Source organism: Patescibacteria group bacterium, assembly GCA_026415775.1.
In the GTDB taxonomy this organism is placed as follows: domain Bacteria; phylum Patescibacteriota; class Minisyncoccia; order UBA6257; family JAAZHW01; genus SKW32.
Genome location: JAOAGL010000003.1, coordinates 1 through 16,083 on the forward strand (window position 1 = coordinate 1; position 16,083 = coordinate 16,083).

The window sequence follows — 16,083 nt, forward strand, 5'->3', positions numbered from 1 at the left end:
GTCCTTAGGTCGGTCGCTATTTTTTAAAGAGCGTGGGCGGCACGAAACAATGGAAAAGAAATTTATTTTTTCGGATATTTTAAAAGCCGCTTCTAGTCAGCGGTTTTTTCTTTATATTGATTCTTTCCAAGATATCCACAACTTATTTGTTAAAAAATATTTATTTAGGTTATAATATAATTAATGGCTGAAATGACCACAAAAATTTTAGTAATTGAAGACGACCCATTTTTAGCCAATCTTTTAAAACTACGACTCCAGAAAGAGCAAATGGAGGTTATTTCAGCTGTTGATGGAGACGATGCTATTAAAAAACTTAATGAAGTTGAACCCGACTTAATTTTATTAGATTTAATTTTGCCTAAAAAAAGCGGCTTTGAAGTTTTGGAAAATATTTCAAAAAATCCCAGTTTAAGGAATAAACCGGTAATTATCATTTCTAATTTAGGCCAAACCGCTGACATTCAAAAAGGCAAAGAATTAGGAGCGGTCGAGTATTTTGTTAAAGCCAAAATCTCTATTGACGATTTAATTTTGAAAATCAAAGAATTTTTAAAAAAGAAATAATTTGTTATAATTTATTTATTCGCAAAAAAACGAATTATGTTTTTTTTAAAAAATCAACCGCAAAATACTATAAAAAATAAAAAAGGTTTTACATTGATTGAATTATTAATAGTTATTGCGATTTTGGCAGTATTGATGAGTGTAATTGTGATTACATTAAATCCAAGTGAAATGTTAAAAAAATCCCGTGATTCAAGAAGGATAGCTGATTTAGCCGCACTAAGAACAGCACTAAATGTGTATTTAAGCGAAAATGTTTTTGGCAGCACAGCAGATGATTATGCTTATGTTTCAATTCCAGGTTCTGGTGGTACTTGTTCTCAAACATATTGTGGAGGAAAAAGTTGTTATTGTACTGCCACGGCCAATTACCGCAATATCACCGGCAATGGTTGGATTCCAGTAGCTTTAAACTCTGTCACGATGGGCACCCCCCTTTCTTCTTTGCCAATCGATCCCGCTAATAATTCTTCTTACTACTATATTTTTTGTGCCTCAAGCAGTTTAACCACATATGAATTAAATGCAAAACTAGAAGCCACTGCCAATAACAGTGTAATGAGTAATGATGGTGGAACACAATCTGGTTGGTATGAAATTGGTTCGGAACTGTCTATTTTAAATTAATTTTTAATGATTTATAATAATTTAAATAAGGTCGAATTTTAAAAAGGTCGTAAAAATAAAAAAATAAAACAAAAAAATAAAATAAATTTTATGAAAAAAGGTTTTACATTGATTGAATTATTGGTTGTTATCGCTATTTTAGCGGTGTTGATGAGTGTTATTGTTGTTACTCTTAACCCCGCTGAAATGTTAAAGAAAACTCGCGATACTAAAAGAATTGCTGATTTAGACGCTTTGAGAACGGCGATCAATTTATATATCACCGATGTTGGTTCACCGAGTATGGGCAGTCCCGGAGTTTGTTATGCTAGTCAAGCCGGAGCAACTTCATCGGGGATCACATGCTCTAGTGTCACTGCTTCTACTAATCAAAATGTTACGGGAACCGGTTGGATACCCATTAATTTTACTTCTATTTCATCTGGTTCACCACTTTCTTCTTTACCTCTTGATCCACGAAATGTTACTACTACGTCAGCGACGACCTCCTATGTTTATTATTACAAAACTAACACAAGTTCAACCACGTATGAGTTGCTTTGTAATATGGAGTCAACCTATTATGCTAATGGTGGATCAGGCAATGTAGAAAGCACCGATGGAGGAGATGATGCAGATTTATATGAAGTTGGATCTGATTTAACTCTAATGTAGTTTTAATAGATGATTTTATGGAATTGATAAATTTGGTGGTAAATCAAGCTATATTTATTTATTTCATTCTTACAGCCGGTTTGGTTATTGGGTTTAAAAAAATCCAGCAGCTAATCAAGCCGGCTGTAATTTTACTTTTAATATTAAAAATTGCCGAATTAGCCATAAAAGTAATTGGGCAATTTTTAGTATTTAAAAATTCAGAAATTACAGTTTATTTACTTCCGCCCTATCAAAAAATAACAGAGTTCTTCCTTCATTATATTGACTATCGTTTTATCTTGCCTGTGATTTTTCCAATTTTAGTTGGTTTGTTTTTCTTTTTAGCGGCTAAGTTTATTAACCGTTTAGCTGGTGAAAGATTTTTTGAAAAAGAGGAGTCATGGATGTTATTTTATGCTATAATGTTTTTAGGGCATCCAATGTGGTTTGTTTATATTTTTCTCATTTTGATTATTGCCATCATTCTTTATTTATTGCAACTTGTTTTTAAAAAAATTCAATTTAACGAACGATTGCCACTTTATTATTTATGGTTGCCACTCGCTATTCTTGTTTTCTTTTTGCAGAAAATTAATTTACCAATCAATTGGCTCAATGATTTTATAAATAGTATTAGATTTTAATTAATTAAAAAAATATGGCTTTGCGTTTGCCGATAGAAAAAATAAAAGAGCTTTTGGTGAATAGCGGCTTAGTACCAGCTGATGCTTTTCAATCGATTATTGAGGAAAGTAAAAGAGCGGGGCAGGATATTATTGATATTTTAATTTCTCGCGGATTCATTACTGAGGATTATGCCTTGCAGCTTTATGCTGATTATTTTAAAACGCCTGTTATTAAACTTCGTGGTAGATTAATAAAAAAATCTCTTTTATCAATGATACCCGAAGAAATTGCTCGAATGCGGCGCGCAGTAGTTTTTGACCAAGATAAAAATGGCGTCATTTATGTTGGCATGGAGGATCCGGGCGATTTGGAAACGATTAATTTCTTGGAAAAATATCTTAATGCGCCAATTAAAGTTTTTCTTACCACTGATAAGGATTTGAATTATGTTTATTCTTTGTATGGCAAAGAAGTTGTTGAAGATTTTAGACAATTAATTGAGGAAAATATTAAGGCGACCGCCCGCTTGAAAATGATGGGCGAGAAGGAAGTGGCTGAGGAATTGCCGATTATTAATATTGTTGACGGCATTTTGGCATATGCCATTTCTTTAAATGCTTCTGATATTCACATTGAAGTTTTAAAAGATGGTGTTTTGGTGCGATTTCGTATTGATGGAGTGCTTCATGAAATGATGAGAATTCCTAAAGAAGTACATCCAGCAATTGTGGCGAGAATTAAATTATTGGCGGGTTTGAAAATTGATGAACATCGCAAACCCCAAGACGGTCGTTTGCGGTATGAAGCATTGGGCGAGGCGATGGATATTCGTGTTGCCATTATGCCGACTTTTTATGGCGAAAAAGTAGAAATGCGTTTGTTGCGGGCCACAGCGAAGCCGATGAGTTTAAGAGAATTAGGAATGCTTGATGATACGGCTAAATTGATTGAAGAAAGCATTAAAAAAACTTTTGGAATGATTTTGGTAACTGGTCCGACGGGCTCTGGTAAAACAACCACCTTGTATTCCATCCTAAATATGTTAAACAAACCAGAAGTGAATATTGTTACTATTGAAGATCCTATCGAGTATGACATACGTTATGTCAATCAAACTCAGATTAATCCACAAGCAGGCATCACTTTTGCCACTGGATTAAGAGCGATTTTGCGTCAGGATCCTAACATTATAATGATTGGTGAAATTCGCGATGAAGAAACTGCAGAGATTGCCGTACATTCTGCTTTAACTGGTCATTTAGTTCTTTCTTCTTTGCATACAAATGATGCGCCAACAGCTGTACCGCGTTTGATTGATATGAAAATCCCTCCGTTTTTGGTAGCCGCGGTTTTAAACACGGTTATTGCTCAGCGTTTGGTTAGAAGAATTTGTAGGGATTGCATTGAATCTTATCAGCCAGATGAGGAATTTTTAGAATCATTGAGAATGCAATTTAAAGGTACGCCCAACGAAAATATAGAATTACCAAAAATTTTGTATCGCGGGGCGGGCTGCCAAATTTGTAATTATACGGGCTATCGAGGGCAATTAGCTATTTTTGAGGCGTTGAATCTTGATGAGGATATGCGGCGTTTAATCACAAAGCCTGATTTTGAGCTGGATACTTTGCGAAAATTAGCAAAAGAAAGAGGAATGATAACTATGCTTGAGGATGGTATCCGAAAGGCGCAATTAGGAATGACAACTGTTGAGGAAGTCTTGAGAGTTATTAGAGAATAGGTTAAAATATAAATATATGCTATTTAGATATCGCGCCTCAGATTCCGAGGGAAAAATAATTGAAGGGGAAGGCGATTTTATTAATGAAAATGCGGTTTTAGAATTTCTTAAAGGTAAAAATTTAAACCCCATTAATTTAGAATTAGTGGCGACAAAGACAAAGTTGAGAGCCTCTCTTTTGGGTTCTCCTATAAATATCACCGATCAAATTTTTCTTACGCGTTATTTGGCCCTAATGTTAAAAGTTGGCACTGATATTTTTAAAGCCATTGATATTTTAATTGCTGACTTTGAAAAACCAAGCGTTCGTTCTTTATTGATTGAAATTCGTGAAAATTTGTCAAAAGGACAACCTTTTTATTCTACCTTCGCAAAATATCCAAAAATTTTCTCTCCTGTTTTTACCAATTTAATTCGCGCCGGCGAAGCTTCTGGTAATTTGGAAAAAGTTTTTGAAGAGTTGAGCGAATCTCTAGAAAAACAAAGAGATTTAGGCCAAAGAATAAAGTCGGCGCTCATTTATCCCATTTTGTTAGTGGTGGCTTCTATTGGTATAGTAGCATTGCTTGTTACTTTTGCTATTCCAAAAATGGCAACTCTTTTTCAGGGTAATGAAATGAAAATGCCCCCTATTACACAATTGATTTTTAATGTTTCTTTCTTTCTTTCAGATTATGGATTATATATTCTTGGATTTTTAATTTTATTGCTAGTGGGAATCATTATGTTTTATAAATTTAGTTTGGTGGGCAGAAGATTGTTTCAGCGTTTGGCTTTTAAAATACCATTAGTTAATAATATCTTGTACAAAATGTCTTATCAACGATTTGCTGTTACTTTTGGGGCTTTAATGCGCGCTGGTTTGCCTATTTTGGAGAATTTAGAAATTACAGCGACAACAGTTGGCAATGAAGAGATGAGGCAGGCCTTATTGCGTATTGCTCACGAAGGTGTTGTTAAGGGAGTGACACTGGGCGATGCTTTTAGGAGAGAAGAAGCATTTCCTCAAACTATCAGAACCCTAATTTCTATTGGCGAAAAAGCTGGTCATACCGAAGAAGTTTTACATACTTTGTCCGAGTTTTACGATAGCGAAATTGATGCAGCAGTGAAATCTTTAGTTTCTATTTTTGAACCATTAATGCTTGTAATTATTGGTTTGGTGGTGGGTGGTATTGCTTTGGCGGTTATTTTACCGGTTTATCAATTTACAACTCAATTGGGTGGTGTTTAAAAATTTATGAAAAATTTCTATAGAAATAATTATCAACAATGGGGTTTTACGCTGGTGGAATTACTAATTTCCTTGACTATTATTGCCATTGTTTCTGTTATTGGCTTTACCAATTTAACTGGTACCAGAGAAAAAATGGCAGTTAATTTGGAGGTTGAAAAAATAGCCACCTATTTAAGGAGTGTGCGCGATAGAGCGATTGCTGGCGAAGATGATTCTTCTTGGGGTGTAAGATTTGTCAACAATGTCTCGGGTGATGATGTTTACTATTCCTTTAAGGGATTAAGTTTTAGTAGTACTTCTATAGTGGAAACGCGATTTTTATCAAAAAAAACACAGTTAGCTATTCCCGCGGTTGGTTCAACGACCGATATCATTTTTGTCAAAGGTAGCGGGAGTGTTGTTGCCACTTCTACCATTAGAATTCAATCTAGAACTAATCAATCATTTTTTGGCGATATCCAAGTAAATTCACGCGGATTAGTCAATTATTAATATGTTTAAATTTAATGTTAAAGATCAAAAAGGGCAGATGTTGGCAGAAATTTTGGTGGCAGTAGTTCTGGCCGGTATAATTATTGGCGGCATTGCTTTAAGTACGGGGACTTCTGTTTCAACAAGCAATAAAATTCGGGAAAACACAAAAGCCACCTATATTATTCAAAGAGCGCTTGAAGAGATAAAAATGATGAGTGAAAGCAATTGGTTGCTTTTGTATTGTCCGCCAAGTGGAAGTTGTCCGGGCAATAAAGGACCAAGCAATCGCTATTATATTTCAAATTGGATAATTCAAAATGGTTCAGTTTCAACAACTATTGAAGGAATAGAATATGGATATTATTTCTACATCGAAAATGTTAATAGAGATTCACAGCAAAATATTGTTTCATCGGGTGGTAGCGAAGATCCTTCAACACAAAAAATAACAGTTGTAGTTAATTGGGCGCCCAGCAATTCACTTTCGATAAGCGAATATATTATGCGCACAACTTCTGCGTCTTTTTCTGATCGCGCTTGGAATTCCTCGCTAACGGATAGCGGTGGTGTTTATAGTAATGCTGTAGGGTATTATGCGACAACTTCTGGAAATCTTGTAATTCAAAATGGTGTTTTGAGTTTGAATCCCACCACAGGTGGCGGCTCCTTTACTTCTGTAATTTTTGATACTGGTCGGCCCAATGGTGTTGCGTTTAATGCCATCAAATGGAAGGGGGGATTGCCAACAAGCGCTCGTGTTAGATTGCAGTTTGCCAGCTCTAATTCAACTACAACATGGAATTTTATTGGTCCCGATGGTACTTCTGCTACGTATTATGAGGCAGCTGGTCCAGATCAATTCATTCCGATTTCTTTGCAATACCACAATAATCATCGCTATTTTCGTTATAAAATTTATTTAGATCCCACTTCAGATTATAGCAGCAGTCCAACTGTTTATCGAGTTATGATAACATACTCGCCCTAATATGAGAAATAAATTTTTACAACAAAAGGGATTTTCTTTGCTGCCAACAGTTCTTGTTACGAGTATTATTATCGCCGAAGTTGGAATTGCGTTGACTTTTGTAATGTATATGGCAAATTCCGCCAGTTATAGTTCTCGACTGCTTCAGGAGGCTTACTCTTGCGCCAAATCGGGAATTGATGATGCGCTTTTGCGTTTAATTAGAAATAAAGATTTTTATTCTACTGAAGGCTATAATTTTACCATTGGTCGTTGTAATGCTGTTGTTGAGGTAGAAAAAGATGTCCCTGCTCAATATAATTCTCAAATTACTGTAACCGCTTCTGTTTTTAATCGTCAAAAAAAATTAAGAGCAATAGTTAGTATTGACCCTGATGCTGCCGAAATATTTCTCGTCTCTTTACAAGAGATTTAAATTAAGATTAAATATTAATAATAAACATTTTTTATGAATTTATTAAAAAATTCTAAGATAACTAAATATTTGTTAGCAAAAGAATATATTGGCGGCTTGGAAATAACCGATTCTTTTCTCCATTTCTTTTTATTTGACCCACACGATACAAATAAAATCATTTTTAATTATGAAGCAGAAATTGAAGAAGGGGTGATTGTGGAAGGAGTTTTGAAAAACCCCGAAGTTCTTAGAAAAATTCTTTTAACCCTTCGTCATCAACCACCAATTAGAAAAATCAAACATCTTTATGTAATTTTAACTTTACCAAGCAATATTGTTTATAATAAAATTTTTGATTTGCCAACTGTTGATTATAAATCCATTATGTCGGCGGTGGAGCTTAATATGAAGATGCTTTCTCCAATTCCTTTTGATAAAGTTTATTCCGATTGGGAAATAATGGAGAAGCCAATTAAATCAGACTCTTTTAAATTAAGAGTTTTTTCTGTTTTTGCCGAAAAAAGAATCATTGATCCTTATGTGGCTGTTTTGAATGAAGTTAAAATTATTCCATTAGCAACTGAATTTAGCGCTTTGAGTTTGTGGCGAACTTTTTCTCATTATAATGTTTTTGAACGCGAAGAGAAAAATTATCTAGGAGCTTATTTAAATAGTAATGGTTTGGAATTCATTATCGGTAATAAAAAAGGGTTGGAATTTACTTTTTATCAGACATGGAAAGACGCGCTTCATTCTTTGGGTGGGGGAGAAGGGCAAGATTTAATTTTAACTCAAGAAAATTTTATAAAAATATTCTCCGATTTATTACAAAAAGTTATAACCTTTTATTTTACTCGCTTTCAGGAACCAATCGAAAAAGTTGTCTTATTAACGCCGATTTATTTTGACCAATTAAAATCAATAATTGAGAGCAGATTTAACTTAGCTGTAGAAAATTCAATTGAAAAAATCAAAATCGCTAGTCCGGCCTATTTAATATCTTTGGGTGCGGGTTTGAGGGGGCTTATCCCACGAGCAGATGATGTAAGCGTCAGTTTGATGGCTATTGGGACAGAACAGGAATATCGAATTAGCCGCGCTATTAATTTCATTAATTTCTGGTTGAAAGCAATTACAGAGGTTTTATTAATAGTTCTTGTTGTTACAATAGGTTTTAATATCTTCCTCCTGTATTCCAAAAAAACAGCATTGGCTGACAGAGAAATGATTTCTAGTAATTTCAATCCCGCTCAATTGCAAGAAATAAATCAAAAGGCAGATGAGTTTAATTCAGCTATTAGAAAAGCTTTGGAGGCCAAAAACTATATTAAAGATTGGTCTCAGATTTTTGAAATTTTTTATACAGCCGCCAAAACTAATAACATTTCTACAAGGTCATGGATTATTCCTGGTCCAGAAATCACTTTTTCTTATAATGGAAATTCCAATGATCAAGCATCAATGATTAAATTCAGGGATCAGTTGGCTGAAAGCGGGCATTTTATTGATCTTGATATTCCTTTGCAGTCAATTTTAAAACAAAAAGATCGGGTCGAGTTCAATCTTAAGGGTAAAATTAAATTATAAAATTAAAAAATATGATGAAAAATCCTAAGGAAGAAAGGACTTTTGTTTTGATAAAACCTGATGGCGTAAAACGAGGATTGGTTGGTGAAATTATTTCTCGCATTGAACAAAGAGGATTAAAAATAGTTGCTTTAAAAATGATGTGGGCAACTAAAGAACAAATTGACGAACACTATCCAAAAGATGAGGCGTGGATTAAAAGATTAGGAGAAAAAACTTTAGCTACTTATGAAAAATATGGTTACAATGCCGAAGAAGAGATAGGGACAACTGATCCAAAAAAAATTGGAGAAATTGTCCGTGGCTGGTTAATGGATTATATGACATCAGGACCGATGGTAAAAATGATAGTGGAGGGGATTCATGCTGTTGATATGGTAAGAAAGATGGTGGGGAATAGTATCCCCGCTTTAGCTGAAATGGGTACGATTCGAGGTGATTTTTCCGTTGATTCTGCTGTTTTGGCTAATCGGGATAAAAGAGCAATACATAATTTAGTGCATGCATCTGAAACTGAAAAAGAAGCGGCACATGAAATTGAATTTTGGTTTGCTCCAGAAGAACTATGTTCTTATAAGAGAGCCGAGGAAGATATAATGTTTTAAAATAAAAAAGTCCACCGCAACTGGTGGACTTTTTTGGCGACTCTGCTTTTAAGATATCCCGGCTAAAAAACAGGTGGGTGATCTCAATTCCAAACCACGGCTTGGAACGCTATTGATCTCCCTTGGTATAACGATTTGACCCGGAATCTTATAAAGCAGAGTCTAATATTATTATAGCAAATTTAAAAAATCCCTAATTTATTTATCCACAAGTAGATTAAATTTTTCTACAAAATAATAACTTGTCAAATTAAAATTTAAAAATAACAATTGAATAGCCAATTTTTGCGGTGGGCGTCTTGTCTTTTAGCCAAGAATAAGAATCTTCGGGTTTTCTTTCAAAACCCGGAACTGGTTGTCCGTGAGCGGTTTGGAGAAGGGTTAATGAAACGGCTAACCAAGAACCAACCTCTGGCTGGCCTTTGGCAGACCAGTATGGTTCATATTTATCTTTAAGATAATACGCTGGTGAACCACCACCAAAATAATCAACCTTTATTTTTTCAATTCCATTCTTTTCAACAAATTTTGCCAATCGTTTTAAATCCTGGCCCCAATCAAGATTTGAATCAACAACAAATTTATAACCATTGTTCGGGCCACCTACAAATTCATTAAAATAAGCAATGAAATGAGGAGAAACAATCAGAGTTTCAATTACATACCACAACAATAAAACAATTATAAATATGCTTTTTAAAACTATATTCTTTATATTTCTAAAAGAAAGGAGCAAATTTATTAATATATTTTGTTGGGGCGATTCTTTTTTCCACCACCATTTTTTAATTTGATAAGTTGAGAGAAGAAAAATTGATGGCAAAGAAATCATTAAATGACGATAGCCGATGTTTAATGGGCTGACAATGGAGCTAGTCCAATAAATAATCGCGAAAACTAAAAGGGTGAAAATTAGAAAATTTTGATTCAGCCAATGAATTAAAGCGCTCCACCACTTTTTATTTTTAATATTTGTGATAGCAGCAAGGATAAAAGATTTTATTGCCAAAAAAACAGCGAAGAAGATAATGATAAGCGATGGAATAGGTTCTTTGATAAGGAAAACAACGGGGAAATAATAGTGCCAACCACCAGCCGAGACCATTCCCAAAAAATAACCAGTGTTGCCACCAGAAGATCTTTGAAAAACCATCAATGCTCCTAAAAGATATTGAGCAAAAGGTTTTAGAATTTTGTTTTGTGTTAAAAGAATATTAATTTCAGCGAAACAACGAAATTGGCGCACAATCGAGCCTGTCCATGTATAACAAGTTTTTAGTTCCGGATCCGGACCACCAGCAAAAGAAGTTAAAATTTCCCTCGTATCACTTATTTGCTTTGTTTGAGGATAATTAATGTTTTGGGGGATGTAAACAAGATAAATTAAAGCAAAAGAAATAACAAAAACAATTATTAAATTTACTAGCGATTTAAGAATTTCTTTTAAGGGAGATACAATAATGCCATTTCTTTTTTGTTGGATAATTTGGAGAATTTGCCAAAGGATAATATAAAAAATTAAAAGTGGATAGAAAATTAATAGTGAATATTTACATAATTGCGCAATACCAAGAAAAATTCCTGCTATAATAAGATTTTTTGGTGTTGGTTGGGTAATTTTCGGAATAACAAAGAGAAAAATTAGAATAGTACCAAAGGTAGCCGCTAAATCAGTAGTGACATAATGTCCGTGAGCCAAAACAATGGGGGAAAAAGAGAATATAATAAAAGGTAAAAGTGCCCAATAAGGACCAAAAAGCTTTTTAGCCAACAAATAGAGTAAAAAGGCGGTAAGCAATGTTAGTAATATTGGAAAAATTCTTGCAAATTGAATAATTTTATCGGCATTATTCCCGCTTTCATACAGAAAAACTCGACCAACATCCCATTGGCCATTTACATAATTCTGCCAATATTCAGATTGCAAAGGAAAGTTTAATTTTAAGAAAAGAAGGGGAATAGCAGATAAATCTTTTAATAGAGGAGGATGTTCTGGATTTAATCGATTGTCACCAAATTTCAGATAGGCATAACCAGCAGGAATATGTGCCAACTCGTCCATCGTGGCTGATTCTTGCAATGAGGAATAAAACATTAAACAACCAGCAATAATTAAAACGGAGATAATGATTGTTTTAATAAACATTTTACTGGCGAGTTTTTTAAAAAAAGAAAATAGAATTTGAATCATAAATTTTTATAATTATTGCGACTGAAAAATCCAAAAATAAGGATAATCATAGAAAGAAAGAGAAGGGAATTGTTGTAAAATTGCATTTTTTATTTTTTCATCTTTTTCAAGTGGGACAAGAATGAAAGATGAAAACTGGTGTAATAAATTTAATTGATTGGGTAAAAGATAAATAATATTTTTTTCATTTTGATTTTTTATAGAATAAGTATTGGTTAAAAACATTACAGTTTGAGCGGGCATGGGAATATTATTGACTAAAACACCCCCAGCATTGACTAAAACTATTTTTAGACTTTCTTTTGGTAATTGATTAAGATATTTGCCGATTTCATAATAATTACCGTTAAAAGCATAAAAAGCATTATAATTTTTAGCCCAAACAAGAAAATAAGCTCGATAATTGATAATTAAACTTAAGGCAATCAAAAATAATAAAATCCAAATAGTTTTATTCAAAGAAAATTGTTTTTTAATAAATTCATAAAATGAATAAGCGCCCAAACCGCTCAATATTAACGTCGGCGGAATCATCCCTATTGATCTAAGGGCGTGCGGAATGCCTTCGTAGGTAAAGGCCGCTGGCAAACTCATTAGTAAAAACCAACTTATTATTAAAATATTATCCAATTCAAGTTTTTTATTAATTATTTCTTTAATAATTGTATAGATGCCAACCAAAAAGAAAAATCCAAGAATAAAATCTAATTGAGGTTTATGAGGTAAATTATGTCGCCAGTTGCCATCGCCTACAAAATTGAACATTGTTAATGTTTTGATAAAACTTTTTAAAAATTCCCATAGAGGATTAGGTTTTTCAAAAATAGAAACTTGGGTAGCGCGCCCCATAAAATCTTGGGGATGATTTAAAAAATATATTATCATTGGTAGAGCAGCTAACACAACAAAAATAATCCAGATTGTAACTAGTTTCCAAAAATTTTTTAATTGATTATTCTTGCGGTAAGAAACAAATTGAAAAAATAGAATGATTAAAGCAATAAAAGGAGCCATTCTAAAAGCAATATAAGTGTGAAAACCCAAACCAAAAATAATACCAGAAACAATAATAGGTACGATTTTTATTTTTTTCATTCCCACAATTAAAAAATATAAACTCCACACCAAGAGAAACGGCACCATAATTGCTCGAAAACCAATACGGGAAAAGTTAACATGCCAAAAATTAAAAGCAAGAAATAGGGAGGATAATAACGCAATTTTTTCATTAAATAGTTCTTTTGCGAGAAGGAATAATCCAAAAACTGTTAAAATGCCGAAAATGGCACTGACAATTCTTAGCATCCATGCTTCGGGAGAAGAATAAAATTTTAAGAATAATTTTAGAAAAAATGCCTGAATATTTATAAAAAGACCCTCGCGGCCGTTATTTTCTGGATAATAAAGCTTAAAATCTTTATTTTCTAATGCAAACAAAGCATTATTGCCATTCATTGCTTCGTCAGGATATAAACCAGGAGGGATGGTTTTTAAATTGGCAAGACGGAAAAAACCTGCTATAATTAAAATGATTAATAAATAAAGTATCGTTTTTTTCTCCATTAATATTATTATAATATTAATATGAGCGACTTCCAAATTGAAAAACAAAATTTTAATATCGAGCAAATAGAGAAACTTTCTAAACAAATAGAAGAAAAAACACGAGAAAATTTGGATTTATCGCAAAAAAAAGATGTTTTGCGGGAGGTGGTTGGGGAAACGATTCAACAATCCACTATTGTAGCAACTCCCCAAAAACAGCAAGAAGAAAGCACGGAATTAAAATTAGCGGAGATAAAAAATTTACCAGAGGCCGAAAAAATTGAAGGACTAGTTAGAATTGCCCTAAGGGATTCCATTGCCGATGCCGTAAAGGTTGCTCAAAAACTGGGACCATATTATATTGATGCTCTGCATGATGCGTTGGTCGATGAATTTTTAAATATTTTAATTCAACAAAAGAAAGTTTAATGAATGAATTCTTTTTTAATCCTCTTAATATAGGCGGCATTTTATTTGCTGTTTTTCTTTTATTTCTTTTTATTAGCTGGTTAATTCGAAAGAACGCTTTAAATCTTTTAATAAAAAAATCTTTTAAATACTCTTTATTTCTTTTAAAAATTCCACCAGAAGAATCTTCCAAAGAAAAAACCCAATCAATCAAAGAAAAAATTGCTGTAGCCGAGCAATTAATCACCATTCTTATTAATTATAAAAAACCCCTTATTTTAGAAATCGGATTGCCAGAGTTTGGAGAAGAAATCGGTTTTTATGTTGCCGTTCCCAAAGAATTAGAAGAAGCTTTGAAAAAACACATTTTAAGTTTTTATCCAAAAGCTTATTTAGAAAAAACAAAAGATTATAATATTTTTAATCCGAAAGGCGTAACCATCGGCGCCTATTTAACTCAAGCTGAAAATTGGATGTTACCAATTAAAACTTATACTGAATTAGAAGGAGACCCCATTCAGCCGATTTTAAACGCTTTTAAATTGAAAAAAGAGGGTGAGGGGATGGCAATGCAAATAGTTATTTCAGCCCCATCTTCTTCGTTAAAAAAACAAGTTACTAAAGCCATAAAATCATTAAAAGAAGGTCAAACATTTAAAGAAGTATTAGGTGAAGCGGTTTTTAAAGATGTTGCTAAGCAATTTGCTTCTTCTTTTTCTACTGCTGAAAAAAAAGAAGAGGAGAAAAAACCAAAAATTATCGATGAAAATGCTGTTAAATTATTAGAGAGCAAAATCAGCAAACCTCTTTGTGCGGTTAATGTGCGCTTATTTGTTTCCAGCCCCACAAAAGAACGCTCTGAAGAAGCTTTTGAGGCATTGCTTTCTGGTTTTGACCAATTTGATGTTCCTTTAAAAAACCGATTTAAAGCAATTAAGCCGCGCAAGCTGAATAAAATGGTTTTTAATTATGCTTTCCGCATTTTTAATCCTAAAGAGGCAATCTATTTAAACACAGAAGAAATAATTTCTTTTTGGCATTTTCCTTTAATTGTTGATGTAGCCCCAAATGTTAAATGGGTGAAAGCAAGGGAAGCGCCACCACCCGTAGAATTACCGGAGACGGGTTTAATTATAGGTGAATCAATTTATCAAGGACAAACGCGAACAGTGAGAATTTTGCCTAATGACCGTCGAAGACATTTATATACCATTGGTCAAACAGGTGTTGGTAAATCAGTTTTTCTTACGAATATGGCCATTCAAGATATTCAAGAAGGGAGGGGCGTTTGCGTGGTTGACCCCCATGGTGATTTAATTGAAGCTATTTTGGGCCTGATTCCTCAGGAGCGTTTCAAAGACGTAATTATTTTTGACCCCTCTGATTTAGACCGACCAATGGGATTGAATATGTTGGAATACGATTTTAGCAAACCAGAACAAAAAACTTTTATTATTAATGAATTGTTGGATATTTTTGATAAATTGTACAATTTGCGTGAAGTTGGTGGTCCAATGTTTGAATATTTCTTAAGAAATGCACTAGGATTATTAATGAGCGATACCGAAGAAATTCCTACGCTTATTGATGTTCCACGTATCTTTACTAACAGAGAATTTTTAAAACAAAAATTAGCCAAATGCCCCGATCCTTTAATTGTTGATTTCTGGGAAAACCAGGCATTAAAAATTACAGGAGGTCATGATTTATCATTGGAAAATGTAACGCCTTATATCACAAGTAAATTTGCTTCGTTTATCAGCAATGATTATGTCCGTCCAATTATAGCTCAAAAACAATCGAGCTTTAATTTTCGACAAATAATGGATGAACAGAAAATTTTCTTAGTCAATTTATCTAAAGGAAAGATAGGTGATATTAATGCTTCGCTTTTGGGTTTGATGATAGTTGGCAAAATTTTAATGGCGGCTTTTTCAAGGGTTGATTTGCCAGAAGACGAGCGAAAAGATTTTTATTTATACATAGATGAGTTTCAAAATTTCACCACTCCAAGCATCGCTACAATTTTATCCGAAGCGCGAAAATATCGTTTAAATTTAATAATCAGTCATCAATTTATTGCTCAACTTCAGGATAATATCAGGGAGGCGGTTTTTGGTAATGTTGGTAGCATGGTAGTTTTTCGAGTTGGCGTGAAAGATGCGGAATTTTTGTTAAAGCAATTTGAACCCGTTTTTAATGAAAATGATATGATTAATCTTGATAATTTTACAGCTATTGTAAAATTGCTAGTTAATAATAAGCCAACAAGACCATTTACAATGCGTACCTTACCTCCTCCTAAGGGTAATTCAGAAAACGCTAAAATTCTTAAAGATTTATCACGATTGACTTTTGGTCGACCGCGGACATTAATTGAACAAGAGATAGCGGCTCATTTAACAGAAAAAAAAGAATCAATAGATTTTTTTGAATAAAAGATTTAATAGAAA

Annotated in this window: 15 protein-coding genes; 13 read left to right on the forward strand and 2 right to left on the reverse strand. The window is 33.4% G+C overall.

Going from position 1 to position 16,083, the window contains the following annotated elements; genetic code table 11:
- Positions 1-183 precede the first annotated feature (183 nt).
- The 11 genes from N2692_02820 to N2692_02870 all read left to right on the forward strand — a co-directional run bounded on the left by N2692_02820 (position 184) and on the right by N2692_02870 (position 9,486).
- Positions 184-567: a response regulator gene (locus tag N2692_02820; protein ID MCX8016202.1), complete on the forward strand. Its 384-nt coding sequence runs from the start codon at positions 184-186 to the stop codon at positions 565-567.
- A gap of 36 nt (positions 568-603) precedes the next feature.
- Positions 604-1,194 (forward strand): type II secretion system GspH family protein, encoded by a 591-nt coding sequence (locus N2692_02825; GenBank protein MCX8016203.1) that lies wholly within the window; start codon positions 604-606, stop codon positions 1,192-1,194.
- Positions 1,195-1,284: 90 nt separating this feature from the next.
- A complete protein-coding gene (locus N2692_02830) occupies positions 1,285-1,848 on the forward strand; it encodes a type II secretion system GspH family protein (protein MCX8016204.1) in 564 nt (187 codons plus the stop codon).
- A 17-nt stretch (positions 1,849-1,865) separates the two neighbouring features.
- Complete coding sequence (locus N2692_02835; protein ID MCX8016205.1) at positions 1,866-2,474, forward strand: hypothetical protein; 609 nt, start codon at positions 1,866-1,868, stop codon at positions 2,472-2,474.
- Between the two features lie 14 nt (positions 2,475-2,488).
- Positions 2,489-4,198 (forward strand): GspE/PulE family protein, encoded by a 1,710-nt coding sequence (locus N2692_02840; protein ID MCX8016206.1) that lies wholly within the window; start codon positions 2,489-2,491, stop codon positions 4,196-4,198.
- A gap of 16 nt (positions 4,199-4,214) precedes the next feature.
- Positions 4,215-5,432 (forward strand): type II secretion system F family protein, encoded by a 1,218-nt coding sequence (locus tag N2692_02845; protein ID MCX8016207.1) that lies wholly within the window; start codon positions 4,215-4,217, stop codon positions 5,430-5,432.
- A gap of 6 nt (positions 5,433-5,438) precedes the next feature.
- Positions 5,439-5,927 carry a type II secretion system GspH family protein gene (locus N2692_02850; GenBank protein MCX8016208.1) on the forward strand — a complete coding sequence of 163 codons (489 nt, stop codon included), beginning with the start codon at positions 5,439-5,441 and terminating at the stop codon, positions 5,925-5,927.
- A gap of 1 nt (position 5,928) precedes the next feature.
- On the forward strand, positions 5,929-6,897 hold the full coding sequence (locus tag N2692_02855; protein MCX8016209.1) for a type II secretion system GspH family protein: 969 nt from the start codon (positions 5,929-5,931) through the stop codon (positions 6,895-6,897).
- Position 6,898: 1 nt separating this feature from the next.
- The gene (locus N2692_02860) at positions 6,899-7,312 is read left to right on the forward strand and encodes a hypothetical protein (GenBank protein ID MCX8016210.1); all 414 of its coding nucleotides are present in this window, start codon (positions 6,899-6,901) and stop codon (positions 7,310-7,312) included.
- A gap of 33 nt (positions 7,313-7,345) precedes the next feature.
- The gene (locus N2692_02865) at positions 7,346-8,881 is read left to right on the forward strand and encodes a hypothetical protein (protein ID MCX8016211.1); all 1,536 of its coding nucleotides are present in this window, start codon (positions 7,346-7,348) and stop codon (positions 8,879-8,881) included.
- A gap of 14 nt (positions 8,882-8,895) precedes the next feature.
- Positions 8,896-9,486: a nucleoside-diphosphate kinase gene (locus N2692_02870; protein ID MCX8016212.1), complete on the forward strand. Its 591-nt coding sequence runs from the start codon at positions 8,896-8,898 to the stop codon at positions 9,484-9,486.
- Between the two features lie 250 nt (positions 9,487-9,736).
- On the opposite strand, the gene N2692_02875 is transcribed toward N2692_02870, so the two are convergent.
- A complete protein-coding gene (locus tag N2692_02875; GenBank protein MCX8016213.1) occupies positions 9,737-11,632 on the reverse strand; it encodes a glycosyltransferase family 39 protein in 1,896 nt (631 codons plus the stop codon).
- Positions 11,633-11,689: 57 nt separating this feature from the next.
- Positions 11,690-13,240, reverse strand: coding sequence for a glycosyltransferase family 39 protein (locus N2692_02880; GenBank protein ID MCX8016214.1), 1,551 nt, complete (start codon positions 13,238-13,240; stop codon positions 11,690-11,692).
- A 21-nt stretch (positions 13,241-13,261) separates the two neighbouring features.
- Here N2692_02880 and N2692_02885 point away from each other — a divergent pair, with 21 nt between their 5' ends.
- Positions 13,262-13,651 carry a hypothetical protein gene (locus N2692_02885; GenBank protein MCX8016215.1) on the forward strand — a complete coding sequence of 130 codons (390 nt, stop codon included), beginning with the start codon at positions 13,262-13,264 and terminating at the stop codon, positions 13,649-13,651.
- The gene (locus tag N2692_02890; protein ID MCX8016216.1) at positions 13,651-16,068 is read left to right on the forward strand and encodes a type IV secretory system conjugative DNA transfer family protein; all 2,418 of its coding nucleotides are present in this window, start codon (positions 13,651-13,653) and stop codon (positions 16,066-16,068) included. The genes N2692_02885 and N2692_02890 overlap by 1 nt, the downstream gene beginning before the upstream one ends.
- Positions 16,069-16,083: the final 15 nt, after the last annotated feature.

What these genes read in the sequence shown, in the direction of transcription:
- N2692_02820 (MCX8016202.1), top strand. Translation starts at nt 184, where the DNA reads ATGGCTGAAATGACCACAAAAATTTTAGTAATTGAAGACGACCCATTT.
- N2692_02825 (MCX8016203.1), top strand. Translation starts at nt 604, where the DNA reads ATGTTTTTTTTAAAAAATCAACCGCAAAATACTATAAAAAATAAAAAA.
- N2692_02830 (MCX8016204.1), top strand. Translation starts at nt 1,285, where the DNA reads ATGAAAAAAGGTTTTACATTGATTGAATTATTGGTTGTTATCGCTATT.
- N2692_02835 (MCX8016205.1), top strand. Translation starts at nt 1,866, where the DNA reads ATGGAATTGATAAATTTGGTGGTAAATCAAGCTATATTTATTTATTTC.
- N2692_02840 (MCX8016206.1), top strand. Translation starts at nt 2,489, where the DNA reads ATGGCTTTGCGTTTGCCGATAGAAAAAATAAAAGAGCTTTTGGTGAAT.
- N2692_02845 (MCX8016207.1), top strand. Translation starts at nt 4,215, where the DNA reads ATGCTATTTAGATATCGCGCCTCAGATTCCGAGGGAAAAATAATTGAA.
- N2692_02850 (MCX8016208.1), top strand. Translation starts at nt 5,439, where the DNA reads ATGAAAAATTTCTATAGAAATAATTATCAACAATGGGGTTTTACGCTG.
- N2692_02855 (MCX8016209.1), top strand. Translation starts at nt 5,929, where the DNA reads ATGTTTAAATTTAATGTTAAAGATCAAAAAGGGCAGATGTTGGCAGAA.
- N2692_02860 (MCX8016210.1), top strand. Translation starts at nt 6,899, where the DNA reads ATGAGAAATAAATTTTTACAACAAAAGGGATTTTCTTTGCTGCCAACA.
- N2692_02865 (MCX8016211.1), top strand. Translation starts at nt 7,346, where the DNA reads ATGAATTTATTAAAAAATTCTAAGATAACTAAATATTTGTTAGCAAAA.
- N2692_02870 (MCX8016212.1), top strand. Translation starts at nt 8,896, where the DNA reads ATGAAAAATCCTAAGGAAGAAAGGACTTTTGTTTTGATAAAACCTGAT.
- N2692_02875 (MCX8016213.1), bottom strand. Translation starts at nt 11,632, where the DNA reads ATGTTTATTAAAACAATCATTATCTCCGTTTTAATTATTGCTGGTTGT.
- N2692_02880 (MCX8016214.1), bottom strand. Translation starts at nt 13,240, where the DNA reads ATGGAGAAAAAAACGATACTTTATTTATTAATCATTTTAATTATAGCA.
- N2692_02885 (MCX8016215.1), top strand. Translation starts at nt 13,262, where the DNA reads ATGAGCGACTTCCAAATTGAAAAACAAAATTTTAATATCGAGCAAATA.
- N2692_02890 (MCX8016216.1), top strand. Translation starts at nt 13,651, where the DNA reads ATGAATGAATTCTTTTTTAATCCTCTTAATATAGGCGGCATTTTATTT.